Consider the following 25,781-nt stretch of genomic DNA (forward strand, 5'->3'; position numbering starts at 1 on the left):
GGACGCCCCGGCCCAGGCCGGGGCGTCTTTTTTGTTGCGTCGCCGTGGCGGCCGGGCTGCAGGCCGCGGCCGCCGTGCCGCGGGGCGGGATTTTTCGAGGTCGCCGCATGCCGCGCTTGGGTGTTCGCGCGACAACCTTTAAACTAGGGCTTTCCGGGAGGCAAGTGAGCCATGACCCCCCTTATTTTCGTTACCGGCGGTGTGGTGTCCTCGCTTGGCAAGGGCATTGCCGCCGCGTCGCTGGCCTCCATCCTCGAGGCGCGTGGCCTGAAGGTCACGATGATGAAGCTGGATCCGTACATCAACGTCGATCCGGGCACCATGAGTCCGTTCCAGCATGGCGAGGTCTACGTCACCGATGACGGCGCCGAGACCGACCTGGACCTGGGCCATTACGAGCGCTTCGTCCATACCCGGCTGAGCCGCAAGAATTCGGTCACCACCGGGCGCATCTACGAGAACGTGATCCGCAAGGAGCGCCGTGGCGACTACCTCGGCGCGACGGTGCAGGTGATCCCGCACATCACCGACGAGATCCGCCGCTGCATCGACGAGGCCACCGAAGGTTTCGACGTGGCGCTGGTGGAGATCGGCGGCACCGTCGGCGACATCGAATCGCTGCCGTTCCTTGAAGCCATCCGCCAGGTGCGCACCGAGCGCGGCCCGGAGAAGGCGCTGTTCATGCACCTGACGCTGGTGCCGTACATCGGCGCCGCCGGCGAGCTGAAGACCAAGCCGACCCAGCATTCGGTCAAGGAACTGCGTTCGATCGGCATCCAGCCCGACGTGCTGCTGTGCCGTTCCGAGCAGGCCATCCCGGATTCGGAACGGCGCAAGATCTCGCTGTTCACCAACGTCTCCGAGCGCGCGGTGATCAGCGTGCCGGACGTGGAAGTGCTGTACCGCGTGCCGATGGGCCTGCATGCGCAGGGCCTGGACGACATCGTGGTCAACCAGCTCAAGCTCGCCGACAAGGCCGGTCCGGCCGACCTGTCCGAGTGGGAGGCGGTGCTGGATGCCGCGCTGCACCCGCTGGACGAGGTGACCATCGCCGTGGTCGGCAAGTACGTGGACCACCAGGACGCCTACAAGTCGGTCGGCGAGGCGCTCAAGCACGGCGGCCTGCGCCAGCGCACCCGGGTCAACCTCAAGTGGCTGGAAGCGCAGGAACTGGAAGAGTCCGGCATGGCCGCGCTGGAAGGCGTGGACGGCATCCTCGTGCCCGGTGGTTTCGGCGACCGCGGTTTCGAGGGCAAGGTGCTGACCTCGCAGTACGCCCGCGAACACCGGCTGCCGTATTTCGGCATCTGCTACGGCATGCAGGCGGCGGTGGTGGACTACGCACGCCACGTGGCCGGGCTGGAAGGCGCCAACAGCACCGAGAACGACCGCCAGTCGCCGAACCCGGTGATCGGTCTGATCACCGAGTGGCGTACCGCCAGCGGCGAGGTCGAGAAGCGCGACGAGAAGTCCGACCTGGGCGGCACCATGCGCCTGGGCCTGCAGGAGCAGCGCCTGAAGCCGGGCACGCTGGCGCGCGAGCTGTATGGCAAGGACGTGGTGGCCGAGCGCCACCGCCACCGTTACGAGTTCAACAACCGCTACCGTACCCAGCTGGAAGACGCCGGCCTGGTGATCTCCGGCAAGTCGATGGACGACACGCTGGTGGAAGTGGTGGAGCTGCCGCGCGAGGTGCACCCGTGGTTCCTGGCCTGCCAGGCGCACCCGGAGTTCCTGTCCACGCCGCGCGGGGGCCATCCGCTGTTCATCGGCTTCATCCGCGCCGCGCGCGAGAAGAAGGCCGGCGGCAAGCTGTTGAAGGAAGCGCGGGCGTGAATCGCCCACCGCCATCCGGTGGCCGGTTGCAGCGGCGCATGGCCCGCTGGTTCGTGGTCGCCGGGGTGGCGGTGTATCCGCTGGTGTTGATGTTCTACCAGGGCTGGCGCTCGCAGTCGGGGCTTGCCGACAGCCAGGGGCTTGGCCTTTTCTACGCGCTGCTGATCGCGACCGTGATCGCCGTACCACTGCTGCTGGTGGCGCTGGCGCTGTGGATTTCCAATCGCAGCCCCGATTTAAGCAGAAACGGGTGAACAGGAACGAGGAGCGAACCGGAGCCACCGCTGCTTCACTCGTTCCCCGCTTCTTTCCACTCGTTTCTTGTCCTTGGCCCATTAACCGGGAAACAGTATGAAACTTTGTGGATTCGACGTCGGCCTGGACCAGCCGCTGTTCCTGATCGCCGGCCCCTGCGTCATCGAGTCGATGCAGCTGCAGCTCGATACCGCCGGCAGGCTCAAGGAAATCACCCGGAAGCTGGGGATGAACTTCATCTTCAAGTCCAGCTTCGACAAGGCCAACCGCACCTCCGGCACCAGTTTCCGCGGCCCGGGCCTGGAAGAAGGCCTGAAGGTGCTGGCCGAGGTGAAGAAGCAGATCGGCGTGCCGGTGCTGACCGACGTGCACGAATACACGCCGATGGACGAAGTGGCCTCGGTCGTCGACGTGCTGCAGACCCCTGCCTTCCTGGTGCGCCAGACCGACTTCATCCGCAAGGTGTGCAGCGCCGGCCGGCCGGTGAACATCAAGAAGGGCCAGTTCCTGTCGCCGTGGGACATGAAGCCGGTCGTGGAAAAGGCCAAGTCCACCGGCAACAACGACATCATGGTCTGCGAGCGTGGCGCCAGCTTCGGCTACAACAACCTGGTCAGCGACATGCGCTCGCTGAGCGTGATGCGCGATACCGGCTGCCCGGTGGTGTTCGACGCGACCCATTCGGTGCAGCTGCCCGGCGGACAGGGCAGCAGTTCCGGCGGCCAGCGCGAGTTCGTGCCGGTGCTGGCGCGTGCGGCGGTGGCGGTCGGCGTGGCCGGCCTGTTCGCCGAGACCCATCCCGATCCGTCCAAGGCGCTGTCCGATGGCCCCAACGCGTGGCCGCTGGACAAGATGGAGGCGCTGCTGGAGACCCTGCTGGCGCTGGATTCGATCACCAAGAAGAACGGGTTCCTGGAGAGCGCGCTCTGATGATCCGGAGTGTTGGGCGGATGGGCGCTGCATGCATGCAGCGTGTTGTCCTCGCCATGGCCTGCGTACTGGCCGCGCCCGTGGGCGATGCCGGTGCATGTGTCACGGACCCGCCGCTCAGGACTCCGGAGCCGCGCGAGGCCGCGCGTGGCGCCGACATCGTGGCCGTCATCCATGTCGATCATGTCGAACCCTTGACCGCGCGGGAGCGGGCCGAAACCGATCGCCTGTTCACGACGCCGGGCGCAGGGCCGTTCGTTCCTCCTGCCCCCTCGGCGCGTTTCAGCGTGCGCCGCGTGCTCAAGGGCGATATCCCGGTCGGTGCGGTGATACGCAACGGCCCCACCAGCTGCGAGGTGTATCTGGCGGAGGGCGGCGATTACGTATTGTTCGCCATGAAACCACCTGCGCCGGGCGACCGGATCGTACCGATGGATGCTACCTTTCGGCTGGACAATACCGGATACGACGCGGCCAGACTGGCCGAAGTGGAATCCTCCCTCACTCACTCCAACTCACTTTCACCATGACCACTATCGCCAAGATCCACGCCCGTGAAATCCTCGACAGCCGCGGCAATCCCACGCTGGAAGCCGAAGTCACCCTGGCCGACGGCTCGTTCGGCCGTGCCGCAGTGCCCTCGGGTGCCTCGACCGGCACCAAGGAAGCGGTGGAACTTCGCGATGGCGACAAGACCCGTTACCTGGGCAAGGGCGTGCGCGATGCGGTGGCCAACGTCAACGGCCCGATCGCTGCGGCGCTGAAGGATTTCAATGCCGAGGACCAGGCCGGGCTGGACCGCCGCCTGATCGACCTGGACGGCACCGAGAACAAGGGCCGCCTGGGCGCCAATGCGCTGCTGGGCGTTTCGATGGCCGCCGCGCATGCCGCCGCCGCCTCGAACAAGCAGGCGCTGTGGCAGTACCTGGCCGGCAAGACCGGCGCCACGCCGTCGCTGCCGGTGCCGATGATGAACATCATCAACGGCGGCGCGCATGCCGACAACAACGTCGATTTCCAGGAATTCATGGTGCTGCCGGTCGGCTTCGGCTCGTTCGGCGAATCGCTGCGCGCCGGCACCGAGATCTTCCACGCGCTCAAGTCGGTGCTCAAGGGCCATGGCCTGAGCACGGCGGTGGGCGACGAAGGCGGCTTCGCGCCGGACTTCCGCAGCAACGTCGAGGCGCTGGACACCATCCTGGAAGCCATCGGCAAGGCCGGCTACACCGCCGGCGAGGACATCCTGCTGGGCCTGGACGTGGCCTCCAGCGAGTTCTACGAGAACGGCAAGTACAACCTGGTCGGCGAGAACAAGCGCCTGACCTCCGAGCAGTTCGTCGATTTCCTGGCCGACTGGACCGCGCAGTACCCGATCATCACCATCGAGGACGGCCTGGCCGAGAACGACTGGGCCGGCTGGAAGCTGCTGACCCAGCGCATCGGCAGCAAGGTGCAGCTGGTCGGCGACGACCTGTTCGTGACCAACCCGAAGATCTTCGCCGAAGGTATCGAGTCGGGCACCGCCAATGCGATCCTGATCAAGGTCAACCAGATCGGCACCCTGAGCGAGACGCTGGAAGCGATCGCCATGGCCGACAAGGCGCACTACGCGGCGATCGTCTCGCACCGCTCGGGCGAAACCGAGGACACCACCATCGCCGACATCGCCGTGGCCACCACCGCCACCCAGATCAAGACCGGCTCGCTTTGCCGCAGCGACCGCGTGGCCAAGTACAACCAGTTGCTGCGCATCGAGGAAGCGCTCGGCGGCAACGCGCGTTACGCCGGGCGTGACGCGTTCGTCTCGCTCAAGCGCTGACGCCGATGCGCGACTGGCGCTGGCTGCTGCTGGTGCTCGCGGTACTGCTGGCATTGCTGCAGTACCGCTTCTGGTTCGGCCCGGGCAATTCGGGTGAGGTGATGATGCTCGAGGCACAGGTCGCCAACCAGAAGCGCGACAACGAAGGCCTGCAGCAGCGCAACGACGCGCTCGCCGCCGAGGTGAAGGATCTCAAGGAAGGCGAGGCCGCCATCGAGGAGCGCGCGCGCAGCGAACTGGGCATGATCAAGCCGGGCGAGAAGTTCTACCGCGTGGTCGAGGACGCGCCCGTCACGCGGCCGGCCGCGGCGCAGGCGCGCGCGCATGACGCCACGACGCAGGAGGTCGTGCCATGACCACGCAGGTCTGGGCCGTGGTGCCCGCCGCCGGCCGCGGCACCCGCTTCGGCGGGCCGGTGCCCAAGCAGTACCTGCTGGCCGCCGGCGAACCGCTGCTGGCGCATGCGCTGGCGGCGCTGCTGTCGCATCCGGGCGTGGCCGGGGTGATGGTGGCCATCGCCGAGGACGATGCCGACTGGCCGGGCTGGAGCGATTTCGCCGGCAAACCGGTGCTGACCTGCACCGGCGGCGATACCCGCGCCGCCTCGGTGTTGGCCGGGTTGCAGGCCCTGCCGGAGAGCGTGCGCGCCGACGATTTCGTGCTGGTGCACGACGCGGCGCGCCCGAACCTGCCGGCGGGCGATCTGGGCCGGCTGCTGGAAGTGGGGCGCGCCGATCCGGTCGGCGCGATCCTCGCCGCACCAGTACGCGACACGCTCAAGCGCGCTGGCGACGACGGCGGCATCGACCGCACCGAGCCGCGCGAGCGGCTGTGGCGTGCGCTGACGCCGCAGCTGTTCCGCCGCCACCAGTTGACCCGGGCCCTGGCCGACGCGACCGGCGCCGGCGTGGAGGTGACCGACGAGGCCATGGCCATGGAGCGCCAGGGCGCGCGGCCGCTGCTGGTCGAGGGCGACGAGTGCAACTTCAAGGTCACCACGCCGGCCGACCTGGCCCGTTTCGAATTCGAGCTGTCGCGACGCGGCGGCTGATCCCCCTGCCGGCGCCGGTCGCCGGCATTGCAACGATGTACGGTACCGCCATGAATCCTTCCGCTCCGTTTCCTCCCCTCCGCATCGGACAGGGCTACGACGTCCATGCCTTCGGCGAAGGCGACCACGTCATGCTCGGCGGCGTGCGCGTGCCGCACCGTTGCGGCGTGCTCGCGCACAGCGATGGCGACGTGATCCTGCACGCCCTGTGCGACGCCATGCTCGGCGCGCTGGCGCTGGGCGACATCGGCCAGCATTTCCCGCCCAGCGACGACCGCTGGAAGGGTGCGGACAGCAGCGATTTCGTGCGCCATTGCAACGGCCTGCTGCGCGAGCGTGGCTGGCAGGTGGGCAATGCCGACATCACCGTGATCTGCGAGCGGCCCAAGGTCGGCCCGCATGCGCTGGCCATGCGCGAAACGGTGGCGCAACTGCTGGGCATCGCCCTGGACCGGGTCAGCGTCAAGGCCACCACCAGCGAGAAACTGGGCTTCACCGGCCGCGAGGAAGGCATCGCCGCGCAGGCGGTGGTGCTGCTGGTTCCGGCATAGCCGCCGCGGATCGCCCCGCATTTCCGCAGGAGCGGCTTCAGCCGCGAAAAGGCCGCCGGCCCAACCCCGCACCTGGCCTGGGCAAAGGCGGGAGAAGGCATGAAGGCCCCCTTCGCGGCTGAAGCCGTTCCTATGAAAATACCGGCCAGACATCGTTCCACAGGACTGACATGACCGATCTTCCCGCGCTTCCCCTTGCCTACGGTGTACCGGTACTGCGCGCGCTGATGCGCAGCGTGCCGGAGGACTTCCAGGTCGATGAACTGCCCGCCTTCGAGGCGAGCGGCGAGGGCGAGCACCTGCTGCTGGACATCCGCAAGCGCGGCGCCAACACCGTGGCCGTGGCCAGGCAACTGGCGCAGTGGGCCGGCGTGCCGGAGATGGGCGTCAGCTATGCCGGGCAGAAGGACCGGCATGCGGTGACCACGCAGCGCTTCAGCGTGCACCTGCCCAAGCGCGTCGCGCCGGACCTGGCGCTGCTGGAATCGGACGAAGTCCATGTGCTGGCCTCGACCTGGCACAACCGCAAACTGCAGCGCGGCGCGCTGGCCGGCAACCGCTTCAGGCTGGTGCTGCGTGAAGTGCGGGGCGAACGCCCTGCCATCGACGAGCGCCTGCAGGCCATCGCCGCGCGGGGCCTGCCCAACTGGTTCGGCGAGCAGCGTTTCGGCCGCGATGGCGGCAACGTGCCGGCCGCGCTGGCGATGTTCGCCGGCCGCCGGGTGCGCAAGGACCAGCGCTCCATGTTCCTGTCGGCGGCGCGTTCGGCGCTGTTCAACCGCGTGCTGGCCGCGCGGGTGGAACAGGGCAACTGGGACGGCGCGCTGGAGGGCGAGGTGTGGATGCTCGACGGCAGCCGCTCGGTGTTCGGCCCCGAGCCGATGAGCGAAGCCCTGGCCGAGCGCCTGGCGCGGTTCGACATCCATCCCAGCGGGCCGTTGTGGGGGGCGGGCGAACTGCGCGCCACCGGCGCGGCGCTGGAACTGGAGCAGGCGGCGCTGGCCGACGAGCAGGCATTGGCGCTGCGCGCCGGCCTGGAACAGGCCGGATTGAAGCAGGAGCGGCGCGCGCTGCGCCTGCGCCCGGCGCTGATGCAGCACGCTTGGCTGCAGGACGACATGCTGGAACTTTCCTTCGCGCTGCCGCCGGGCTGCTATGCCACGGCGGTGCTGCACGAACTGGGTGAAGTGAGCGAAGCCCCGCACCCGCAGGCGACCTAGGGCTGCGCGCTGCCGCGGTGGCGCGGCGTGCCGCGCTTCAGTCCTCCACGCACAGGTCAGGGTCGTCCACCACGCAGTCGCGCAGCGTGGCCGCGCTGCGCAGGCCGCGCGTGGCCGGGCCGGATGCGGCCGCGGCGGCCTGCGCCTGTGCATGCGGCAGCAGCAGCCACATCTGCGCCCGGTCGTTGGTGGCCAGCGCCAGCTGTCCGGCGCTGTCGCCGAAGCCCCAGAACAGGTCGGCGCGCACGCTGCCGCGGATCGCGCCGCCGGTGTCCTGGGCGAACATCAGGCGTTGCAGCGGCCCACCGCGCCTGGCCGGATCGCGGGTGGAGATGAAAACCGGCGATCCCAGGGGGATCGAACGCGGATCCACCGCCAGCGAGCGCCCGGCGCTGAGCGGCACGCCGAGGGCGCCGACCGGCCCTTGCGGGCCGTCGCCGCCGGTGTTGCGGAAGAACACATAGCTGGGATCGGGGATGCCGCTGCTGCCGCTGCTTGCGCCGCTGTCGGCGACCGGCCGGGAAGCGGAGGCCGATCCACTGCTGCCGGCGGGCGCACTCGCCGGCGCGACCAGCGCCAGCGATGCGGGGGGCTGTTTCTGCGACTGCGCCGGGGCAGGCGCGGCGGGCCTTGCCGGCGCCGCCGGGGCGTCCCCCATCAAGGCGGCGATCAGTGCCTGCACGTTGGCATTGGCGCTGACCGGGCGTGGCCGTGCCGGCATCGAGGCAGGCGTCGTGGTAGCGGCAGGCCGTTTGGCGGCGGCAGGCGGTGGCGCCTGCCCGGACAGGCGCGCGATCAGTTGCGCCACCTCGTCGTTGACTACTGCCGGTACCGTCGGGTCCGGCGCGAGCGCGCCGCTGGCCGCGCCCACGCGCAGGCCGCGGGTCTTGATGGCCTGCAGCACCAGGCCGGCGTCGGCGCTGCGGGTGACGTTGGGCAGGAAGGGCTGTCCGTTCTGTTCCAGATACGACACCCGGATGAGCGAGCCGTCTTCCAGTTCGATCTTGCCCGAGCCCTGGATCTGCAGTGAGTACAGCCGGCGCGCGTCGTCCACCCAGGCCAGTACCGGCGCGTCCAGTGCCTGCTGTTCGATCTCCTGGCGTGTCCAGTACGGACGCACGGTGGTGCCATCCAGGCGCACGCGCAGGCGTTTGTCGCGGATGTTGGGCCGGGCATCGTCCAGCGCCAATGTGTACTGGGCCGCCCCGGACGTACCCGGTTCCGCCGGCAGCAGGCGGTTGCCCTGCCGCACCAGCCACGCCGACGCGCCTTGCCCGCGCGCGGCGGCGTCGAGCGTCAGCAGGTCGCGCGGCAGGCCATATACCGGGTGGCGGAAGCGGTCGTCGCGCTGGCGGCGGCCATCGAGCAGGGGCTCGAAATAGCCGGTGATCAGCCCGTCGGGTTGCCGTGCCGGGGACATGATCTGGTAGGCGTAGAAATTGCGCAGGAAAAACCCGCGCAGGGCCGCGTCGCTGCCATCGAGTGCGTCGAAATCGGCGCAGATGCCGGCCCAGGCCGGCTTGCGCTGCAGGGCCTGGCAGGAGGCGCGCATGCCGTTGGCGCTCTCGTGCAGCGCGTCGCTGTCCCAGCCGGGCAGCTGCGCGTAGGACACCGGGAGGAAGGCGGCGTTGCGGGTCGCGAAGGCAGGCCCGAGCGTGTCGGCGGCGGGGACTTCGTCCGCCGATGCCGCGGCCGCAAGCAGGGCCGGCAGCAGGCCGTGCAGCAGCCAATGCCTGCGCTGGCGGACGCGGCGGTCCATCAGTTGCCGGTCCGTATTTCCACGCGGCGGTTCTCGCTGGCATAGGGGTCGTTGGCGTTGAGCAGTTCGCTCATGCCCTTGCCAGCGGAATTCAGGCGCGCGGCGGGCACGCCCTGCCGGATCAGTTCGCGCTTGACGGCCAGGGCGCGGCGTTCGGACAGCGCCTGGTTGTATGCCAGCGAGCCTTTGCCATCGGTATGGCCGATGACGGTGAACGAACGCGTCCCCAGCTGCGGCGCCTGCATGGCCGTGGCCAGGTTGTCCACCATGGCCTGCGAATTGCCGGAAATGCGGTCGGAGTTGAAGTCGAAGTTGATCTGTACCGAGATCGCCGCCTGCCTGGGCGCGACAGCCGGCTGCGGGGCCATCGTCGCCGCGGCCGCCGCGCCGGGGCGCAGGGCCCGGGTGGCGTTGGCCGGGTTCGTACCGGCTTTGTCGCCTTCCAGGCCGGAAATGATGTCGTCCACCGAGGCATCGGCTTTCATTGCCGTGGCCGGCGGCGCCTGCTGGGCATGCACGGGAAGGGCGGCGAGCGCCAGCAGCAGGGCGGCCAGCAGGGGCCCGGAGGTAATGCGACGGTTCATTGCGGCGATCTCCTGACGAGGGCGGATGGACCTGTTCGGCGGCAGCATGGGCGCATGCCCCGGCATTTTCGATACGGCGAACGGGATAGGCCGGTTGCCGCTCAGAGGCGTTTTCCGCGGGGCGACGCGGGGCCGGTATCGGCCCGGGCGGGATCGTGCGCGGGCTGGGCGTCGTCCAGCCGGGAACCGAGGCGCCGGCCATTGCGGGCCTCCGATTCCAGCAGGACCAGCGACAGCGCGGTGTCCTGCGCCAGCGGCGCGGGGGTGGCCGGGAGCATGGCTTCGATCAGGTTGCCGGCGTCGCCGCCGCGGGCCTGCACGCGTGCGCCGGTGCGCGCGGCCACGCCGGCGGCGACGCTGAGGCCGGGCGTGCGCTGGCCACTGGGCCAGGTCTGCTGCAGCAGTTGCGCCAGCGGAATGGGAGCGGCGGCGGAGAAGCGCGGGCCGTCGTCGTGTACCTGTATGCAGGGGGATTCGCTGCGGATGCGATGGCTCACCAGGACGCGGGAGGCGGCGCTGCCGATGGCGTTGGCGACCAGCGCCCGCAGCAGATGGGTGCTGGCCTGCGGCACGAGGAAGCGGCAACCGTGGCTGCGCCGCCAGCGCAGGCGTACCCCCTGTTGTGCGGCCAGGGCGTCGAGTTCCGGGCGGATCGCCGCGAACACCCGGGACAGCGGAACCGGACCGGTGTCGGTGCTGCCTGGCTGCGCCAGCCACTGCAGCAGCTGGTCGATCTCGTTCACCGCATCGGCCAGTTCGCGCACGCTGCTTTCCATGCCGTGCAGGGCGCTGCGCTGCGCCGGCTGCGCGTTTTCGTTGAGGCTGCCGGCATACAGGCTCAGCGCCTGCAGGGGTTGGCGCATGCGGGGAACGGCACTGGTCAGCAGCTCGGCCAGTTCGTCGGTCCCGGCGGGGACATCCAGGTGCCGTACCGGCGGCGCTGGCGTGGGCGGCGTGTCCGGGCGGTCGTCGCGTACCGGGGGACCGTGCGCGCGCCAGCAGGCCAGCGCGGCCAGCAGGGCCAGCAGCGACAAGGTGGCCAGCATGACCCACGGCCAGAGCGGGGCGGCAGGCGCGGTGCGCTGCGCGGCCGAGGCGGACCACGGCAGGGCCGCGATGGCCAGCGGCATGAGGCGCGACATCGCCACGGTCCCGGGCAGGGAGAGCGACATGGGGCAGGGTCAGGACAGGCAATGCGCGTGGATGCGGCGGCAGGCGGGCGTGGACATGCGGAACTCCTGGCGTGCCTGGATTGCCTGCCATTGGATGCAATGCCGCCATGCTTGGCGATACCGCTTGCGCGCTAGAGCGTGTTGCGTACGCCGATGCGGCCGCTGCAGGCGCCGGGCAGGCGGCCACGCGGGCGGGAGAGCATGCGGACGCCGGTCTATTCCGTATTGCCTATCGCGGCGGACGCGCGCGCGAACGCACAATCGCGGCACATCCTCCGAGGCGAACGCCATGGCCAAGCAGGTCGTCAACGGTGCGCTGCTGCAGTGCAGTTTCGGTGTCGCGCCCAGCTCGCTGGTGGTGTTGCCGGTCAACCGGGAGAACTCCAGCCAGCAGCCGGCGGCCACGATCATGGATCACATGCCGATGGTCAACGTGATGCCGTTCGGCATGTGCCTTTCGCCGGCCAACCCGAGCGTGGCCGCGGCCACCGCCGCCGCCCTCGGCGTGCTGACGCCGATGCCGTGCATTCCCAACACCCCCGCGCCGTGGGTGCCGGGCAGCCCGACCGTGCTGCTGGGGAACCAGCCCTGCCTCAACGACACTTCCACCTGCATGTGCCTGTGGGGAGGCACGATCACGGTCGCTTTCCCCGGCCAGCTCACGCACGAGATTCCCTGAGGAAGCCGGCTTTCAGAAATCCCCGCAACCGTTTTCGCGCTCGCTGTCGAGGCAGCTCATCAGGTTGGGCCGGGTACGCACGCGCGCCCATTCGCGGCCCAGCGTGTCGCCATTGGATTCCTGCTTCATGCCCAGCGGCGTATCCACCGGGCAGATGCCGGCCTGGCCGATGTTGAGGTCGTAGAGGTAGTTGTCCGGCGGCTGCAGCACGTAGTCGGGTGGCGTGGGCTGGCGCACCAGGCCGATATTCAGGGCGGTGGCATTGGCCGGCGCCTGCTCGAACACGTAATTGCGCGCCGACAGGCCGCTGCCGACGATGGCGTAGTCGCCGGGCAGCGAGAGCGGGGTGGCGTCGGTGGCGAACCTCGCCGTGCCGGTGGTGGCGGTCTGCAGCGTGTCGCCGTTGACGAAGCCGGTCACCGTGCCATGCAGTGTGCCGAGGCGCTGGCCCATCAGGATCGACAGCGGGTCGGCGACATAGGTGAGCAGGGCCGGGGTGACGAGCAGGGTGCCCGGCGAGACGGACAGGAAATAGCCGGGATTGGGCGAGTCGAATTTCCAGTCGATGGCGTAGCTGCCCGTGTCGCTGGCGGCGGTGGCGCTGGTGTATGCCGAGAGCGCGATCCTGTCATCGGCGAACAGTGGCGCGCTGACGGTATAGGTCAGCGGCGGGTTCTGCTGCCCGTATACGCGGCTCTGGTCGTCGAAGCGGATGGCCAGCACCGGCTGGGCGGCGTAGACGAAGTGATTGTCGGTGGCAGGAACGCCCACCGCGCAGGCGCCGGCATAGGTGCAGCCATAGAGGTTGGGCAGGTCGCTGCTGCCGGCCAGGCCGCCGCGGGTTTCGCCGCTCCAGGTCGAGGCCCAGATGCGCCAGCTGTCGGCGGCGCTCACGCTGGCGTTGCCGGCGTTGTCCAGCACGCCGGCGCTGACCAGGTCGACGCGGTTGCCGGAAACGTTGCCCCGCAGCGTCAGGTTGCCGGCCAGGCTGCGCACGAAGACGTTGCCGCCGGCACTGATGCCGGACGCGGTGAGCGGGGTGGTGCGGCTGTCGCCGGTCGTGCCGATGGCGCTCACCGTGCCGATCGCCAGCGCGGCGCTGTTGAGAAAGGCGAAACCGCCGCCGGCGCTGCCGGCGAGAGTGTCGCTGGCGACATGGTTGGCCGCCGCATCCAGCGCGACATTGCCGTTGGCCCGCACCAGCAGGTCGTGTGTGGTGATCGCGGCATTGGCCGTCTGGCCGATGTCGCCGCCGCTGGACAGGGCCAGGGTGTGGCCGCCGGTATCGAGGACGTCGTCCAGTTGGATGCCCGCGGTGCCGCCGTCGTTCTGCAGGGTGAGATCGCCGTTGCGGATGATCGCGTCGGCGACGGTGATCGCGCCGCCGTAAGCGGCGTGGCCGGCAACCAGTACGGGAGTGTCGAGATTGGCCAGTGTCCTGGCGCTGGCGAACAGGCCGCCGAGCACCATCGGCGCGGTGTCGTCGTCCACCACGGTACCGCCACTGACCGCACCAGTGCGCAGGTTGAGCACGCCGCTGCTGGACGCCGCGCCATCGACCTGCAGGGCGTTGGCCGATGCACTGCCCGCGCGCAGGACGACCATGCCACCGCCGTCCAGGCGGGAGCCGCTGTCGACCTGGATGCCATGGTGATGCTGCGACCAGCCCGATACCGACAGATCGCCGCTGCCGCGGATCCGCGAGGACTGGAGCAGGGCGACACCGGCATCGGCGGCGGCGCCGTTGGCGATGCCGCCGATGCCGATGGAACCGGTGCCGCCGTCGAGCGCCGTGGCCGATAGCAGTACCCCGGCACGGCCATTGCCCAGCAACTGCAGCCCGGTGGAGCGCAGCGATGCGCCGTAGGCGAGGATTCCCGTGCCGTCGCGGCTGCTCCCGTCGACGCGGATGTGCCCGCTGCCGGCAATCAGCGTACTGGCATCGAAGAACACGCCATGCGCGATTCCCCTGAAGCCGCTGCCGATGGATTGGCCGGCGATGGTGATGTCGCCGCCGCCGCTGTCGATGTCGCTGTCGGCGATGCCTACGCCGTAGGTCTGCGCCGTGCCGCCATCCAGGGCGATGCTGCCGCCCAGGCTGCCGATGCGCATGCCGGACAGGGTGATGCCTTCGCTGGAACTGGCGCGGCTGCCCATCGATACCGATCCACCGGCGGTCCGCAGCGCGCCACCGTACAGGCCGATGGTGGAAAGCGCGTCGAACACCAGGGCCAGCGGGGCGCTGCCGGCGAGCGACCAGGCGCCGGTGCTTGCGCCGCTGGCGGCCACGCCGCCCATGATCTGCCCGGCCGGCGTCCGGAAAGAGAGCGTCACCGGAAGCGGATTGGTGGCGGCGACGTTCACCCCCGGGGCGATGTTGATCTGGCTCGTCGGCCCGCCTGCGGCGCCAGCCTGCAGGCCGACGTCGCTGCCGGCGCTCAATGCGCCGGCCACGCTGGTGTCCGATACCAGGCTCGCATAGCCGCCGAAGCTGCCGTTGCCCGGAACGAGCGCGAGGTCGCCGCCGGATTCGATCCTCCACTGGCCGGGGCTGCCGCCGCCTGCCGATACGCGCAAGCCGCGCAGGTCCAGCCATGGCGCCTGGGTGAGGATCGTGCCACCGGCGCTGCCGCCGTCGGCGCGCAGGCTCGCCCGGGCTCCGGTGACGAGCGTTTCGCCGGCCTGCAGCAGGATGCTACCGCCCCTGCCGGCCCCACTGGCGTCGAGGGATGCGTCCTGGCCGATCTGTATGTTGTCGGCGGCGAGCGTGATGCTGCCGCGCCGGCTTCCGCTGCTGTCGACATTCAGGCTGCCGTCCGTTTCGACCAGATAGCCGGCGCGCAGATCGATGCTGCCGCCGTCGCTGGCGATGACGCCGTGGTTGATCGCCATGCCATCGTCGCCCGGCGCGGTGATGGTGAACTGGGTCAGTCCATCGCCATAGGGATCCAGGGTGATGCTCTGGCCGGCGATCAGGCCGATGCTGCCGCCGACGCCGGTCAGCGTGCCGTTGTTCTCGACCGAGCCCCCGAGTAAGGCGATCGTGCCATCGGGCCGGGTCGCGGTGAGGGTCGCGCCCCGGTCGACGACCACTGCCGCTGGCGGGTCGCCGTTCGCGGCATGCGCGAAGACATGGCGGCCGCTGGCCGCGCCGGCGCTGAAATCGACATCGTCGATGTCGAGGGTGGAAGCGACGATGCCGCCGACGTTGACCTGCGCGCTGCCGGCGAAGGTGATGCCGGACTGGTTGACCAGGAACACGGTGCCGTCGGGGGCGTTGATCGCGCCGGCGATCAACGATGCGAGCGGCGCGTCGCCGGCCCAGCCGACCACGCGGTTGAGGGTGACGCCCCGGGGCGTGGCGTGGTCGAAAATGACGGTATTGCCTTCGCTGATCGAAAACGAGCCCCACTCGATCACCGCGCCCTTGCCGGTCTGCCGGATCGTGGTGGTGGCATTGACCGGGATGACGTCGCCGGCACCGGGGTTGTAGGAGATCGTGGCATTGCCCACGGTCACGTTGCCGCCGCGCGGCAGTTCCGTGCTCGCGACCTGGGCCAGTGCCGGGGCGGCCGGCAGCGCCAGCACCGCCATCGCCAGGGCCATGCTCAGCGGATGGCGGGAAAGCGCGTGGCGCAGGGTGCGGTGGATGCGCGGAGTCATGGTGATCTCTCCTGATCAGAAACTGTGCTGGAGCTGCAGGTACAGCCGCGGTTCGCGGCGATCGGCCAACGGCCTGCCGGCATCGGGCCAGGACAGGCTGGCGTTGACCGTGTAGCGGCCCGGCCGCCCCCAGTTCACGCCCAGGCCGTAGCCGCGCAGGCTGCGGCCGTTGACCCGGGCCAGCGGATGGCGAAGGGTGTCGTACTGGCCGTGGGCGATGTCGTACAGCAGGAACGGCGTCAGGTTGTCGCTGGCCGACCAGCGCAGTTCCAGGTTGACCAGCCAGCCGCGATCGACCAGCAGCTCGTTGCTGGAGTAGGCGCGCACGGCGCGCGGCCCGCCCAGCGACAGCTGTTCGGACGGATCGAGATTCCGGCTCGCCGCCTGCAGGCCCGCGCCCAGGTACAGCGTGGTGCGCGCGCTCAATGCCTGCAGGCGGGTGGCCTGCACGGTGAACTTGGAGAACCCGCCTTCGGTCTGGCGGCCGAACGGGGAGTGGTCCAGCACGCGGGCCGCGGGGTCGTGGATATGCAGCCTGCCGCCATAGAGCGCGAGGTTGAACGAGGTGTAGCCGCCGCCCAGCAGGCGGTCGCGGTACTCGAAGCTGGTGCCGATGCCGATGCCCTGCACGCGCTTGCCCACGCTCAGGCCGACGGCCTCGAAGCGGTCGGTCAGCGCCTTGTTGTCGATGCCGGCGCGGACGAACCAGTTGCCGCTGCGTTGCCGCAGCGCGGGCCAGCTCAACGACAGATCGGTGATGTTGGCGGTGCCGGTGGCTTCCAGTGCGCGGAAGGCGCCGCCCAGTTCGTACTGCACGCGGCTGAAGCCGGCGCCGATGCGCGCGCCGTCGTAGCCGACCGGCATCTCATAGGACAGGCGGCCGAACAGGGTGTGCGCGTCCTCGGCCACCATCAGCCGCAGGTCGAGGTTGTCGCCATGGCCGGTCGGGCTGGCCCAGCGCAGGGTGCCGCCCAGGCGCGCGCGGCCGGATTCGGGCGTGCCGTGGTTGTCGGCTTCCAGCAGGAAGGACAGGGGCCGGCCCCTGTCCACCTTCACCACCAGGTTGCTGCTGCCGGCTTCCGCGCCGCTGCTGACCGCCGATCGCGGGCGGATGCCGGGCAGGTCGGACAACAGCAGCATGCGGCGTTCGTATTCGCGTCCGTCCAGCGGCTGGCCCGGCTGCAGCGTCGCCAGCATGCGTTCGACCCGCTCGCGCGGAATCGGCGCATCGTCGGCAACCTGCACATCGACCACGCCCAGCACGCCTTCGGCCACGCTGATCTGCACGTGGCCATCGCGCACCTCCTGCACCGGCACCACCGCCTGGGCGAGGAAATAGCCCCGGCTGCGGTACAGCGCCGTGATCTGCGCGGCGAGCGCCTGCAGCTCGGCCAGGCTCACCTGCCGGCCCAGCAGGGGCGCGGCCAGCGCCTGCAGGCGCGCCTCGTCCACCTGCGTGGCGCCACTGAAGCGCACCGCCTGCAGCAGGAAGGTCTGCTGCTGCGGTGGCGCCTTCATCTGCGGCTCCGCCGGCGCCAGCGACTGCAGCGGCGTTGCCTGCCCGTCATCGTCGGCACCGGCAGGCGCGTCCTCGCCGGCTGTCCCGGCCAGGGCCGCCGCCGGCAGCAGCAGGCCGGCGATGGTCCAGGCCAGCAGGGCGGCGCGGGGCTGGTGGTACGCGGGGAAAAGCCTGTTCATGTCACTTCTCCACCGTCAGACGCCAGTCGCCCACCAGGCTGAAGGCCGCCCAATAGAACGGATGCGAGGTGGCCGCATCGGCGATCACCGCCTGTTGCCCGGCCTGCAGCGCCTGTTGCGCGGGGACGCCTTCGCGCAGCCGGCCGTATAGGGCCTGCATCAGTTTCTCGGTTTCGCGGTCGGGCACCGGCCACAGCGAGGCCACCAGCGTGGATACGCCGGAAGACAGGAATGCACGGGTGAAGCCGAGCGCTTCGTCGCCGTTCTCGACCTTGCCCAGTCCGGATTCGCAGGCCGACAGCGTCACCAGCGCCACGTCGTGCAGGTCCAGCCCGATCACGTCGCGCGCCTCGAGGAAATGGGTCCTGCCATCGACGTCGGCGAACAGGATCTCCGAGCGCATCGGGTCGGCCAGGTCCACGCGCGCATGCGAAGCCACGTGCACCAGCCGCGCCTTCGGCGCCTGTGCGACGAAGCGTTCGCGGGTGGCGTCCTGCAGGAAATAGGTCTCCGGGCGCGGGAACAGCGCGGTGATGGTGCGCACTTCCTGCTCGGCATGCGGCAGCGGGCTGGCCACCGCCGGGCTGACCAGCGGATTGCCGAAGGCCAGCATGCGCGGCGGCGCGCTGCCACGCCCGGCCAGGCGCAGGGCGATGCTGGCCGAGGGCGCCACCGACAGGGGGTTGCGCTGCACCAGGTATTCATCGTCCATGCGCAAGGCCTGGAACGGCAGGTAGTGCAGCGGCCCGTGCGGCACGAACACCAGCGGCTGGCCGGCGGGAAGCTGCAACGGTTCCAGCAGCAGCCGGGCGACGCTGGCGCCGGCATTCACCGCGCCGGGATGCTGGTTGATGATCGCGTCGCGCCAGGCGGCCACCAGGCGTTCCAGATCGCTGCGGCCAAGTTTGAGGACGGTCATGCGCGCGCCGTCGCGGGAAACCACCCAGGCCAGCAGCCGGTCGGGCAGGGCGTGGTAGGCGACGAGGTGTTCATCCGGCTTGAGCTGGCCGCGCAGCTGCGCCACCGGCAGGGGCGGGGCGGCGATTCCGCCCGCGCCGCGGGCATGGCCGGCCACGGCGTCGAGCAGGGCGCGGGCCCGGCTGCGTTCGCTGATGTCGAACGCGCCTTCGGCATCGCCGGCATCGGCGCGCAATGCCACCGCGTGGTCGAACACGTCCTGGAAATCGGAGAACAGGCCCATCTTGAATTCGTCGCTGCGGAAGTGCGCGCGCACGTCGTCGAAGGCGGCGATGGCCTGTTCGTAGGCGCGTCCGGCGGCCTGCGCATCGCCCAGCGCGGACTGGCTTTCGGCAATGCCGGTCAGCGCCCACATGCGGTAGTTGCCTTCATCGCCCGGCACCGGGGTGTCGGCCAGCGTGCGGTACAGCGCCAGCGCGTCGGCGGGCCTGCCCTGCGCCAGCAGCAGGCGTGCGCGGGTGCGGTCGAGCTGGAAGCGCAGGGCCGGCGTCTCCGGCTCGGCCAGCGCATCCAGCTCGGTCTGTGCGCGGGCGGTGTCGCCGGCCAGCAGCAGCGCGTTGACCAGCGAGGCGCGGGCCAGCGGCAGGTAGCGCGGCGAGCTGGCGGCCACGGCCTGTTCGTAGGCCGTCACCGCTTCGGCGGGGCGGCGCTGGCGCATGCGCAGGTCGCCGATCACCTTGTATACCGGTCCCCGCACCTGCGCCGGATCCGAGGCCTGTCTGCCCAGCGCCAGCTGCGCGAACTGTTCGGCGCGTTCGCTCTGCCCGGCATAGTTGAAGACGATGGCCAGGTCGCGGTAGGACTTGGCCAGCAGGTCTTCGTTGCCGGTTTCCAGCGCTACATGCAGGGCCTTGCTGGCGGCCTGCACGCTGGCGCGGAACTCGCCTTTGTCGGCCAGCGCCACCGACTGGCTGCAGTAGGCGTAGCCGTCCAGCTTGACCGGTTCGGCCGCGTACAGCGCTGCGCCGTCGGCCGACAGCGACAGCGCCGTATCGGTGTCCTGCATGCGCGACAGCGCCCTGGCCACGGCGGTCAGGTCGTCGGCGGGAGCGGCAACCTGCGCGTGCGCGCCCAAGGCCGCCCAGGCCAGCAGCAGGCAGGGCAGCGCCGCGATGCGGCGGCGTGTCCGCCGATCGGAATATCCCGGAGTAGGGGCCCGCGTCATCCTGCCGCTCCTTGTGCAAAGCGCCGGGGGAAGGCGCACAGTAGGGGGGAGGAAACGAGTCTAGGAACCGGCCGGATGCTCGCCTATTTGTGGAATGGCGTAGCCCATTCGGCCGAGACGCCCGGCGCGTCGGCGCCGGTATTCCACGGTAGATTGCCCTCATGCACATCATCGATGACGCCGGCGAAGCGCGCCGCAGGATCACGTTGTCGTTCAGCAGCCGGCTGGCGTTGCTGGCGATCCTGCCGGCCATCCTGACCACCGTGCTGGTGGCCTGGGTGGTGACCCGCAACTACCAGCATGAAGTGCGCCAGTTCGGCACCTCCACCACGCAGATGCTGGCCGACAGCCTGGCCAGTGCGGCGGCGGGCCCGATGGAGCGCGGCGACCGCGAGGAGCTGGAGCGCATCGCCGCGCAGGTGGTGGCGGGCTCGATGCAGGTGAACGTGCAGTTCCTGTCCGGCGAAGGCGAGATCATCGCCGACGCGGGCATCCGCACCACCGATGGCGTGCACGCCATGCGCGGATTGCCGCCGTTTCCCGGCACCCACGCACCGGGCATGGTGCAGGTGTGGCTGAGCATGGAGCAGGCCCACGCCGCGCGCCGCGCGCAGTGGCTGACCACGGTCGCGCTGCTGGCCGCCGGCGTGCTGGTGGCCGGGGGCGTGAGCTGGCGCATGGCGCGGAGGATGGGCCGGCCGATCGCCGAGTTGACCGGCGTGGTGGAGCGCATCGGCCGCGGCGAACGCGGCATCATGGTGCCGGTAACCCGCAGCGGCGAGGTGGGACGCCTGCAGCGCGGTTTCAACGAGACCTCGCTGCTGCTGGACCGGGCCTGGGGCGAAATGGAGGCGCGGGTGGCCGCGGCGACGGCGGAGCTGGCGCACAAGAATGCGCGGCTGGAAGCGGTGGGGCTGGCGCGCGCGCGCTTTCTTGCCGCCGCCAGCCACGACCTGCGGCAGCCGCTGTACGCGCTGACCCTGTTCTCCTCGCTGTTGAAGGCGGGCATATCCGACCCGGTGCAGCTGGAGCGCGCCAGCCACGTGCAGGAATGCGTGGCCAGCCTCGACGCCCTGTTCGCCGAGCTGCTGGACATCTCCCGGCTGGACAGCGGTGCGATGCAGCCGGTGCCCAGTGCGTTCGCGCTGGATGGACTGTTCAACGACATCAGCAATACCTTCCGCGCCATCGCCGAGAAGCGGGAGCTGCGGCTGGTGCTGCGCAAGACCGATGTGCGGGTGGAAACCGACCGCATCATGCTCGCGCGCATCGTCAACAACCTGGTCAGCAACGCGCTGCGCTATACCCGCCACGGCGGCGTGCTGGTGGGGGTGCGCCGCGACAGCCCCGGCTGGGCCCGGCTGGAGGTGTGGGATACCGGCCTGGGCATCGAGCCGGAGGTGCAGCAGCGCGTGTTCGAGGAATTCTTCCAGGTCGATCCCGGCCGCCGCAGCGGCGAACACCGCGAGTACGGGCTTGGCCTGGGCCTGTCCACGGTGGAGCGCCTGGCGCGCCTGACCGGCTGCGAGGTCGGCCTGCGCTCGCGTCCGGGCCGCGGCAGCGTGTTCTCGGTGCGGGTACCGCTGGCGGCGGAGGATGCGCAGGGCATGGCGGCGACGCCGGCATCGGACACGGCGGAGGAGATCGACCTGGCCGGCGTGCGCGTGCTGGTGGTGGACGACGAGCCGGCCATCCTCAGGGGCATGCATCTGCTGCTGGACGCATGGGGCTGCCGCATGCGCAGTGCCCAGGACATCGGGCAGGCGCTGCGGATCGTGGCCGAATGGGGCGCGCCGGACATCGTGCTGACCGACCTGAAGCTGGCCAACGGCAAGACCGGGCTGGATGTCGTGGCCGCGCTGGAAGCATGGGGGGCGAAGCAGGCGCAGGCGCGCCGTTTCGCCTGTCTGGTCGTCACCGGCGAAACCAAGCCCGAGCAGCTGCAGGCCGTGCGGGATGCGGGCATGCGCGTGCTGTACAAGCCGTTGCCGCCGGAGCAGCTGCGTGCCGCGATGGCCGCGGCGCTGGCGGCTCAACGCACCTGATACACCTGCGTGCTCAGCTGCAGCACGGCGTCGAACTGTACCTTCTCCCGCGCCGGCCCCATTGCCATCAGCGCATCGACGCGGAAGCGCAGGGCGCGCTCCAGCGGCGAGGGCGGCTCCAGCGCGATGCGCACGCGGCTCAGCCGCGATTCGTGCTGGGCGATGGCCTGCTCCAGGTGGCGGCGGATGCGGTCGCGATCCTTCGGATCGAGCAGGCTGTACGAGGAGAAATCGGCGATGCCGTAGGTCAGCAGCGATCGGCGGCATTCGGCGAAGGCATCGGCAATCAGCCGCGCGCCCTCCGAGCGGGTGTTGAGCAGGTGCTCGAGGTCGCGGGAAATTCCCGCCCGCAGGCCATTGGCGCCACGGGCGGCATCGGGGTCTTCCTGCAGGCGGTCGAACAGGGTCGGCATGGGCTGTCATCCGCCGTGGCGGCGCATCGGCGCGGGAGCGGGCGGACCCGCGCCGGCGCCGGGCGCATCGATGCGCCGCGGGGCGCTACTTGGATTCGTTGCGGGTCCAGTCGTAGTTGGCCGGCACCACGCCGCCCAGCGTGCCATCGGCGTTCTGCGGCTTGTACTCGAAGGTGACCTTGCCGACGTTGAGCGAAAAACTGTCGTGCACCAGCGCATCGCCGGAGGCGGCGGTCGAATAGCTGCTGACGAACACCGCCTCGAAGGTGATGACCAGGTAATCGGCCTGTCCGCCCTGGCCGGACGCCTTGCGCACGCTCAGCACCACCTTGGGGATGTGCTTGCCGGTGGCGGCGGCGGCCATCAGCAGCGGGCTGGCCTTGTCGCATGGCTTGCTGAAGGTGAAGTCGTTGGCGGTGGATTTTCCCGAGCCGCCGCCACCGCCCTGGCCGGTGCTGCCATGGTTGACCACGCCCCAACTGAAGGCGGTGATATCGATTTCGTTGGCGTGCTTGCTGTCGGTGGATTCGCCGGGGATACCGTCGATTTTCAGGTGATAGTCCGAAGCGGCCATCGGAAGGCTCCTTGCTGGTGGCGGAAGTGCGGTGGAACGGGGCGGGCGAAGCGCGGGGCGCGGGGCGTCAACGCGCCGACTGCGGCAGTTCGGCGACCAGGCGCAGCGAAACGCTCAGTTCGTCGAGCTGGTAGTGCGGGCGCAGGAAGGCCACCGACTTGAAGCAGCCGGGCTTGCCGGGGATTTCGGCGACCTCGATGCGCGCTTCGCGCAAGGGGTATTTGGCCTTGGCCGACTGGCTGGCGTTGTCGTCCAGCAGTACGTACTGGGTGATCCAGTTGTTGAGGAACAGCTCCACGCTGGACTTGGAGGCGAAGCTGCCGACCTTGTCGCGCATCATCGCCTTCAGGTAATGGGCGATGCGGCTGACCGCGAAGATGTACTGCAGCTGCGAGGACAGCCGCGCATTGGCGTTGGCCGCGTCGGTGTTGTATTCCTTGGCCCTCTGCACCGACTGGGTGGAGAAGAACGCGGCGTAGTCGGTGTTCTTGCAGTGCACGAGCGGAACCATGCCCAGGTCGGCCAGTTCCTTCTCGCGGCGGTCGGTGATGGCGATCTCGGTGGGGCATTTCAGCGCCACCTCGCCGTCGTCGGTGGCGAAGGTATGCGCCGGCAGGCCCTCGACCAGGCCGCCGCCTTCGACGCCGCGGATCGCCGCGGTCCAGCCGTACTTGGCGAAGGCGTCGGTGATCTTGCTGCCCAGCGCGTAGGCGGCGTTCATCCACAGGTAGCGGTCGTGCTCCTTACCGGATACCGATTCGACGAAGTTGAACGCTTCCACCGGCGTGGTGTCCGGACCGTAGGGCAGGCGCCCGAGCACGCGCGGCATCGCCAGGCCGACGTAGCGCGAATCCTCGCTCTGGCGGAACGATTTCCACTTGGCGTACTCGACCGTGTCGAAGATCTTGGCCAGGTCGCGCGGGCCGGACAGCTCGGTGAAGCTCTCGAAACCCATCAGCTCCGGCGAGGCGGCGGACAGGAACGGCGCGTGCGCGGCGGCGGCCACGTGCGACATCTCGCCCAGCAGGTAGATGTCCTCGGGGTTGCGGCCGAACTCGAAATCGCCGATCAGGGTGGCGAAGGGCGAGCCGCCGAACGTGCCGTATTCCTCCTCGTAGATCTTCTTGAACACCTGGCTCTGGTCGAAATCCGAGGCGTTCCTGAAATCCTTGACCAGTTCCTTCTTGGTCACGTTGAAGAGCTTGATCTTCAGCGTGGTGCTGGTCTCGGAGTTGTCCACCAGGTACTTGAGCCCGCGCCAGCTGCCTTCCATCTGCTGGAAGTCGGCCATGTGCATGATGGCCGAGAGCTGGTCGGAGATGAGCTTGTCGATATCGGCGATGCGGGCGTCCAGCGACGAAATGGCGTCCTTGGACACCACCAGCGCGCCTTCGGTCACCTGGTTGACCAGCTCGGCCATCAGGTCGCGGGCGCGGTCCTTCTCCGAATCGGTCTTGGCGATCCGGCTCTGCGACAGTATCTGGTCGAACAGGCTGCTCTCGCCGGCTTGTGCGCCGGCGCTCGCGGTAGCGGTCTGGGTGCTGGCCATGGGCTGGGTACTCGCGGTTGCTGGAGGAAACGGGGGCGACGGTGCCGGTCGAGCGTCACTCCGGGGCGGAGGTTTTTCCCGCGCCGATCTCGCTGCTGAGCTGGGCGATCTTGTCGGTGTTCTGCAGGACGTCGTTGAGCAGGTCCTCGAACCGGTCGTTGCCTGCCGCCTTGTTGCGCAGGTCGGCCAGCTTCTGCCGCGCTTCCAGCAGCCTGCGCAGCGGCTCGACCTGCTGCACCACGTTCTCCGGGTCGAAATCGGCCAGGCTGGAGAACTGGATGTCCACCCCGATCCGCGAGCCATCGCCGGCCAGCGTGTTCTCCACCTGCCCGGCGATGCGCGGCTTTATCGCCTTCAACACGTCGTTGAAGTTGTCCTTGTCGACATTGATGAACTTGCGGTCCTTCAGCTTGGGCTGCGGAACTTCGCTCTGCCCGCTGAAATCGCCGATCACCCCGGCGACGAACGGCAGCTCCTTCTTCTCGATGGCGTCGCCCACTTCGACGTCATAGGTGAGCTGCACGCGCGGCGCGCGCACGCGGTCGAGCTTGTGCTGGGTACTTTCCTTGGCCATGGCGAGGGTTCCGGTGGTGGTGGGACGGCGCCCGGCGCGATGCGCGGCGGGGCAGGCGCAATGGAGTCTGTGCGGTGCGCAATGCGGGGGAAATCCATCGGAAGGCCAGAAAACGGCATATGCCTTTTGGCGCGCGGGGACGGCGAAGCGGCGCCGGCCCCGTCACCCCTGCGGCAGGCCGACGCGGGCGCGGATGGCGTTGAGCACGCTGTCGTCGCGCACCACTTCCTGCAGGAAGTCGGCCAGCGGCATGTCGGCCCAGCGCACGGCCTGGTCCAGCAGGGTGGAGACGGGACTATGCGGTTCGGTGCGGCGGAAGTAGCCGGCGATCTCGCCAAGCGCTTTCAGGGCGGCCTGTTTGCTGGCGGCGTTGTTGCCGGACAGGTCGAGCGTGCCGCCGCCATTTCCGGGGGTGGCGGCACGCGGCGCGGCGGCATCGCCGCCGATGTCGGCGGCGGGCGCCAGGCCGGCCTCCGCGGCCGGAGCCAGGCCCTTGGCCTGGGCGGCCTTCAGCAGCACCTGGCCGATGCGCTTGAGCGCGGCGTCGATGGCGGCGAGGCTGGGCGAGGCCCGGCCCAGGCGTTCGTCGGCGGTGGCCTTGAGGCGCTGCAGGGCGGCGCTGGCGGCGTTGCTGGCGGCCAGGCGTTCGCTCAGTACGGCATCGGGCGTGGCGGCGATGGCGGCATCGAAGGCTTCGCCGCTGGCCTTGCCTTCGGCCAGCGCGGCCTGCCAGGCGTCGTTGTTCTGGCGCTGCAGGTTGTCCACTTCGCGCGAGCTCTGCCAGTCGTTGAGGTTGAGCGGCGCGGCGCCGTCGGCGGTGAGCGGCATGGCCTGCAGGGCGGCGGCGAGATTGGTGTTGAGCCAGGCGATCTTGCCGGCGCGCTCGTCGGCGTCGTCGCCGTCCAGTTCCGGATACAGGCCGTCCCAGTACTGCTCCAGCAGGCCGGCGATCACGCTCAGCCCGTCGCGCGCGCCTTCCAGCCCCAGGCGGTTGATGGCGGCTTCGGTCAGCCAGCCGGCGGCCTGCAGATCCTTGCTGACGGTGGTGAGCACCTTGATCGACAGATCCAGCGCGCTGCGCCAGTCGGCGGTCTTCAGTTCGGTGGCCCAGTCGCCCTGCGACAGGCCGGGGTCGTCGAAGCGGCGCGCTTCGCGGATGCGGTCGAACAGGTCCGAGAAGCTGGCGTCCTCGCCGCAGGGCGAGTCGGCGCTGATCGGGGCCAGCAGCAGGTTGACGTCGAGGGCCATGGGCATGCTCCGTGGAAA

Annotated in this window: 22 protein-coding genes; 11 read left to right on the forward strand and 11 right to left on the reverse strand. The window is 69.7% G+C overall.

Features of this window, described 5'->3' with window-relative positions; translation table 11 throughout:
* The first annotated feature begins 171 nt into the window (after window positions 1-171).
* From QMX80_RS00585 to truD, 9 genes are all read left to right on the forward strand, one after another.
* Window positions 172-1,836: a CTP synthase gene (locus tag QMX80_RS00585; protein WP_055769910.1), complete on the forward strand. Its 1,665-nt coding sequence runs from the start codon at window positions 172-174 to the stop codon at window positions 1,834-1,836.
* Window positions 1,837-1,874: 38 nt separating this feature from the next.
* A complete protein-coding gene (locus QMX80_RS00590) occupies window positions 1,875-2,090 on the forward strand; it encodes a hypothetical protein (protein WP_282274579.1) in 216 nt (71 codons plus the stop codon).
* A gap of 97 nt (window positions 2,091-2,187) precedes the next feature.
* The gene (kdsA, locus tag QMX80_RS00595) at window positions 2,188-3,021 is read left to right on the forward strand and encodes a 3-deoxy-8-phosphooctulonate synthase (protein ID WP_273080054.1); all 834 of its coding nucleotides are present in this window, start codon (window positions 2,188-2,190) and stop codon (window positions 3,019-3,021) included.
* A 35-nt stretch (window positions 3,022-3,056) separates the two neighbouring features.
* Window positions 3,057-3,551 (forward strand): hypothetical protein, encoded by a 495-nt coding sequence (locus QMX80_RS00600; protein ID WP_152984185.1) that lies wholly within the window; start codon window positions 3,057-3,059, stop codon window positions 3,549-3,551.
* The gene (gene eno, locus QMX80_RS00605) at window positions 3,548-4,840 is read left to right on the forward strand and encodes a phosphopyruvate hydratase (protein WP_055769903.1); all 1,293 of its coding nucleotides are present in this window, start codon (window positions 3,548-3,550) and stop codon (window positions 4,838-4,840) included. The genes QMX80_RS00600 and eno overlap by 4 nt, the downstream gene beginning before the upstream one ends.
* A gap of 5 nt (window positions 4,841-4,845) precedes the next feature.
* Entirely contained in the window at window positions 4,846-5,196 is a 351-nt protein-coding gene (gene ftsB / locus QMX80_RS00610; protein ID WP_055769901.1) for a cell division protein FtsB, read from the forward strand.
* Window positions 5,193-5,891, forward strand: coding sequence for a 2-C-methyl-D-erythritol 4-phosphate cytidylyltransferase (gene ispD, locus QMX80_RS00615; RefSeq protein WP_055769898.1), 699 nt, complete (start codon window positions 5,193-5,195; stop codon window positions 5,889-5,891). Before ftsB ends, ispD begins: the two co-directional genes overlap by 4 nt.
* A 50-nt stretch (window positions 5,892-5,941) precedes the next feature.
* The gene (ispF, locus tag QMX80_RS00620) at window positions 5,942-6,442 is read left to right on the forward strand and encodes a 2-C-methyl-D-erythritol 2,4-cyclodiphosphate synthase (protein WP_055770378.1); all 501 of its coding nucleotides are present in this window, start codon (window positions 5,942-5,944) and stop codon (window positions 6,440-6,442) included.
* Between the two features lie 170 nt (window positions 6,443-6,612).
* Window positions 6,613-7,662, forward strand: coding sequence for a tRNA pseudouridine(13) synthase TruD (gene truD / locus QMX80_RS00625; RefSeq protein WP_282274584.1), 1,050 nt, complete (start codon window positions 6,613-6,615; stop codon window positions 7,660-7,662).
* A gap of 37 nt (window positions 7,663-7,699) precedes the next feature.
* On the opposite strand, the gene QMX80_RS19320 is transcribed toward truD, so the two are convergent.
* From QMX80_RS19320 to QMX80_RS00645, 3 genes are all read right to left on the reverse strand, one after another.
* Window positions 7,700-9,421 (reverse strand): MltA domain-containing protein, encoded by a 1,722-nt coding sequence (locus QMX80_RS19320; RefSeq protein WP_345782331.1) that lies wholly within the window; start codon window positions 9,419-9,421, stop codon window positions 7,700-7,702.
* On the reverse strand, window positions 9,421-10,005 hold the full coding sequence (locus tag QMX80_RS00640; protein ID WP_282274587.1) for an OmpA family protein: 585 nt from the start codon (window positions 10,003-10,005) through the stop codon (window positions 9,421-9,423). Before QMX80_RS00640 ends, QMX80_RS19320 begins: the two co-directional genes overlap by 1 nt.
* A 101-nt stretch (window positions 10,006-10,106) precedes the next feature.
* Window positions 10,107-11,177 (reverse strand): hypothetical protein, encoded by a 1,071-nt coding sequence (locus QMX80_RS00645; RefSeq protein WP_282274588.1) that lies wholly within the window; start codon window positions 11,175-11,177, stop codon window positions 10,107-10,109.
* Window positions 11,178-11,466: 289 nt separating this feature from the next.
* Here QMX80_RS00645 and QMX80_RS00650 point away from each other — a divergent pair, with 289 nt between their 5' ends.
* Entirely contained in the window at window positions 11,467-11,856 is a 390-nt protein-coding gene (locus tag QMX80_RS00650) for a DUF4280 domain-containing protein (RefSeq protein WP_282274589.1), read from the forward strand.
* A gap of 12 nt (window positions 11,857-11,868) precedes the next feature.
* Here the strand turns inward: QMX80_RS00650 and QMX80_RS00655 are convergent, their stop codons facing one another.
* The 3 genes from QMX80_RS00655 to QMX80_RS00665 are packed head-to-tail and all read right to left on the reverse strand — an operon-like array spanning window position 11,869 to window position 19,360.
* Entirely contained in the window at window positions 11,869-15,519 is a 3,651-nt protein-coding gene (locus QMX80_RS00655) for an MBG domain-containing protein (protein WP_282274590.1), read from the reverse strand.
* A 15-nt stretch (window positions 15,520-15,534) separates the two neighbouring features.
* Window positions 15,535-17,217 carry a ShlB/FhaC/HecB family hemolysin secretion/activation protein gene (locus QMX80_RS00660; protein ID WP_282274591.1) on the reverse strand — a complete coding sequence of 561 codons (1,683 nt, stop codon included), beginning with the start codon at window positions 17,215-17,217 and terminating at the stop codon, window positions 15,535-15,537.
* Window position 17,218: 1 nt separating this feature from the next.
* On the reverse strand, window positions 17,219-19,360 hold the full coding sequence (locus tag QMX80_RS00665; protein ID WP_282274592.1) for a CHAT domain-containing protein: 2,142 nt from the start codon (window positions 19,358-19,360) through the stop codon (window positions 17,219-17,221).
* 161 nt (window positions 19,361-19,521) lie between these two features.
* Between QMX80_RS00665 and QMX80_RS00670 the strand changes: the two genes are divergently transcribed.
* Window positions 19,522-21,405 (forward strand): hybrid sensor histidine kinase/response regulator, encoded by a 1,884-nt coding sequence (locus QMX80_RS00670; RefSeq protein WP_282274594.1) that lies wholly within the window; start codon window positions 19,522-19,524, stop codon window positions 21,403-21,405.
* On the opposite strand, the gene tssE is transcribed toward QMX80_RS00670, so the two are convergent.
* The 5 genes from tssE to tssA all read right to left on the reverse strand — a co-directional run bounded on the left by tssE (window position 21,393) and on the right by tssA (window position 25,763).
* Window positions 21,393-21,818 (reverse strand): type VI secretion system baseplate subunit TssE, encoded by a 426-nt coding sequence (gene tssE / locus QMX80_RS00675; RefSeq protein WP_055769879.1) that lies wholly within the window; start codon window positions 21,816-21,818, stop codon window positions 21,393-21,395. The two genes, QMX80_RS00670 and tssE, sit on opposite strands and share 13 nt — an antisense overlap.
* A gap of 85 nt (window positions 21,819-21,903) precedes the next feature.
* Window positions 21,904-22,392 carry a type VI secretion system tube protein Hcp gene (locus QMX80_RS00680; RefSeq protein ID WP_055769877.1) on the reverse strand — a complete coding sequence of 163 codons (489 nt, stop codon included), beginning with the start codon at window positions 22,390-22,392 and terminating at the stop codon, window positions 21,904-21,906.
* A gap of 67 nt (window positions 22,393-22,459) precedes the next feature.
* Entirely contained in the window at window positions 22,460-23,941 is a 1,482-nt protein-coding gene (gene tssC, locus QMX80_RS00685) for a type VI secretion system contractile sheath large subunit (RefSeq protein ID WP_282274598.1), read from the reverse strand.
* Window positions 23,942-23,996: 55 nt separating this feature from the next.
* A complete protein-coding gene (tssB, locus tag QMX80_RS00690; RefSeq protein ID WP_055769873.1) occupies window positions 23,997-24,515 on the reverse strand; it encodes a type VI secretion system contractile sheath small subunit in 519 nt (172 codons plus the stop codon).
* A 162-nt stretch (window positions 24,516-24,677) separates the two neighbouring features.
* Complete coding sequence (gene tssA, locus QMX80_RS00695) at window positions 24,678-25,763, reverse strand: type VI secretion system protein TssA (protein ID WP_282274601.1); 1,086 nt, start codon at window positions 25,761-25,763, stop codon at window positions 24,678-24,680.
* Between the last annotated feature and the right edge of the window lie 18 nt (window positions 25,764-25,781).

This window comes from Stenotrophomonas sp. PS02297 (assembly GCF_029959705.1).
Classification (GTDB): domain Bacteria; phylum Pseudomonadota; class Gammaproteobacteria; order Xanthomonadales; family Xanthomonadaceae; genus Stenotrophomonas; species Stenotrophomonas nitritireducens.

Coding starts and splice junctions, on each gene's coding strand:
- QMX80_RS00585 (WP_055769910.1), top strand. CDS start 172: ATGACCCCCCTTATTTTCGTTACCGGCGGTGTGGTGTCCTCGCTTGGC.
- QMX80_RS00590 (WP_282274579.1), top strand. CDS start 1,875: ATGGCCCGCTGGTTCGTGGTCGCCGGGGTGGCGGTGTATCCGCTGGTG.
- kdsA (WP_273080054.1), top strand. CDS start 2,188: ATGAAACTTTGTGGATTCGACGTCGGCCTGGACCAGCCGCTGTTCCTG.
- QMX80_RS00600 (WP_152984185.1), top strand. CDS start 3,057: ATGCAGCGTGTTGTCCTCGCCATGGCCTGCGTACTGGCCGCGCCCGTG.
- eno (WP_055769903.1), top strand. CDS start 3,548: ATGACCACTATCGCCAAGATCCACGCCCGTGAAATCCTCGACAGCCGC.
- ftsB (WP_055769901.1), top strand. CDS start 4,846: ATGCGCGACTGGCGCTGGCTGCTGCTGGTGCTCGCGGTACTGCTGGCA.
- ispD (WP_055769898.1), top strand. CDS start 5,193: ATGACCACGCAGGTCTGGGCCGTGGTGCCCGCCGCCGGCCGCGGCACC.
- ispF (WP_055770378.1), top strand. CDS start 5,942: ATGAATCCTTCCGCTCCGTTTCCTCCCCTCCGCATCGGACAGGGCTAC.
- truD (WP_282274584.1), top strand. CDS start 6,613: ATGACCGATCTTCCCGCGCTTCCCCTTGCCTACGGTGTACCGGTACTG.
- QMX80_RS19320 (WP_345782331.1), bottom strand. CDS start 9,421: ATGGACCGCCGCGTCCGCCAGCGCAGGCATTGGCTGCTGCACGGCCTG.
- QMX80_RS00640 (WP_282274587.1), bottom strand. CDS start 10,005: ATGAACCGTCGCATTACCTCCGGGCCCCTGCTGGCCGCCCTGCTGCTG.
- QMX80_RS00645 (WP_282274588.1), bottom strand. CDS start 11,177: ATGTCGCTCTCCCTGCCCGGGACCGTGGCGATGTCGCGCCTCATGCCG.
- QMX80_RS00650 (WP_282274589.1), top strand. CDS start 11,467: ATGGCCAAGCAGGTCGTCAACGGTGCGCTGCTGCAGTGCAGTTTCGGT.
- QMX80_RS00655 (WP_282274590.1), bottom strand. CDS start 15,519: ATGACTCCGCGCATCCACCGCACCCTGCGCCACGCGCTTTCCCGCCAT.
- QMX80_RS00660 (WP_282274591.1), bottom strand. CDS start 17,217: ATGAACAGGCTTTTCCCCGCGTACCACCAGCCCCGCGCCGCCCTGCTG.
- QMX80_RS00665 (WP_282274592.1), bottom strand. CDS start 19,360: ATGACGCGGGCCCCTACTCCGGGATATTCCGATCGGCGGACACGCCGC.
- QMX80_RS00670 (WP_282274594.1), top strand. CDS start 19,522: ATGCACATCATCGATGACGCCGGCGAAGCGCGCCGCAGGATCACGTTG.
- tssE (WP_055769879.1), bottom strand. CDS start 21,818: ATGCCGACCCTGTTCGACCGCCTGCAGGAAGACCCCGATGCCGCCCGT.
- QMX80_RS00680 (WP_055769877.1), bottom strand. CDS start 22,392: ATGGCCGCTTCGGACTATCACCTGAAAATCGACGGTATCCCCGGCGAA.
- tssC (WP_282274598.1), bottom strand. CDS start 23,941: ATGGCCAGCACCCAGACCGCTACCGCGAGCGCCGGCGCACAAGCCGGC.
- tssB (WP_055769873.1), bottom strand. CDS start 24,515: ATGGCCAAGGAAAGTACCCAGCACAAGCTCGACCGCGTGCGCGCGCCG.
- tssA (WP_282274601.1), bottom strand. CDS start 25,763: ATGGCCCTCGACGTCAACCTGCTGCTGGCCCCGATCAGCGCCGACTCG.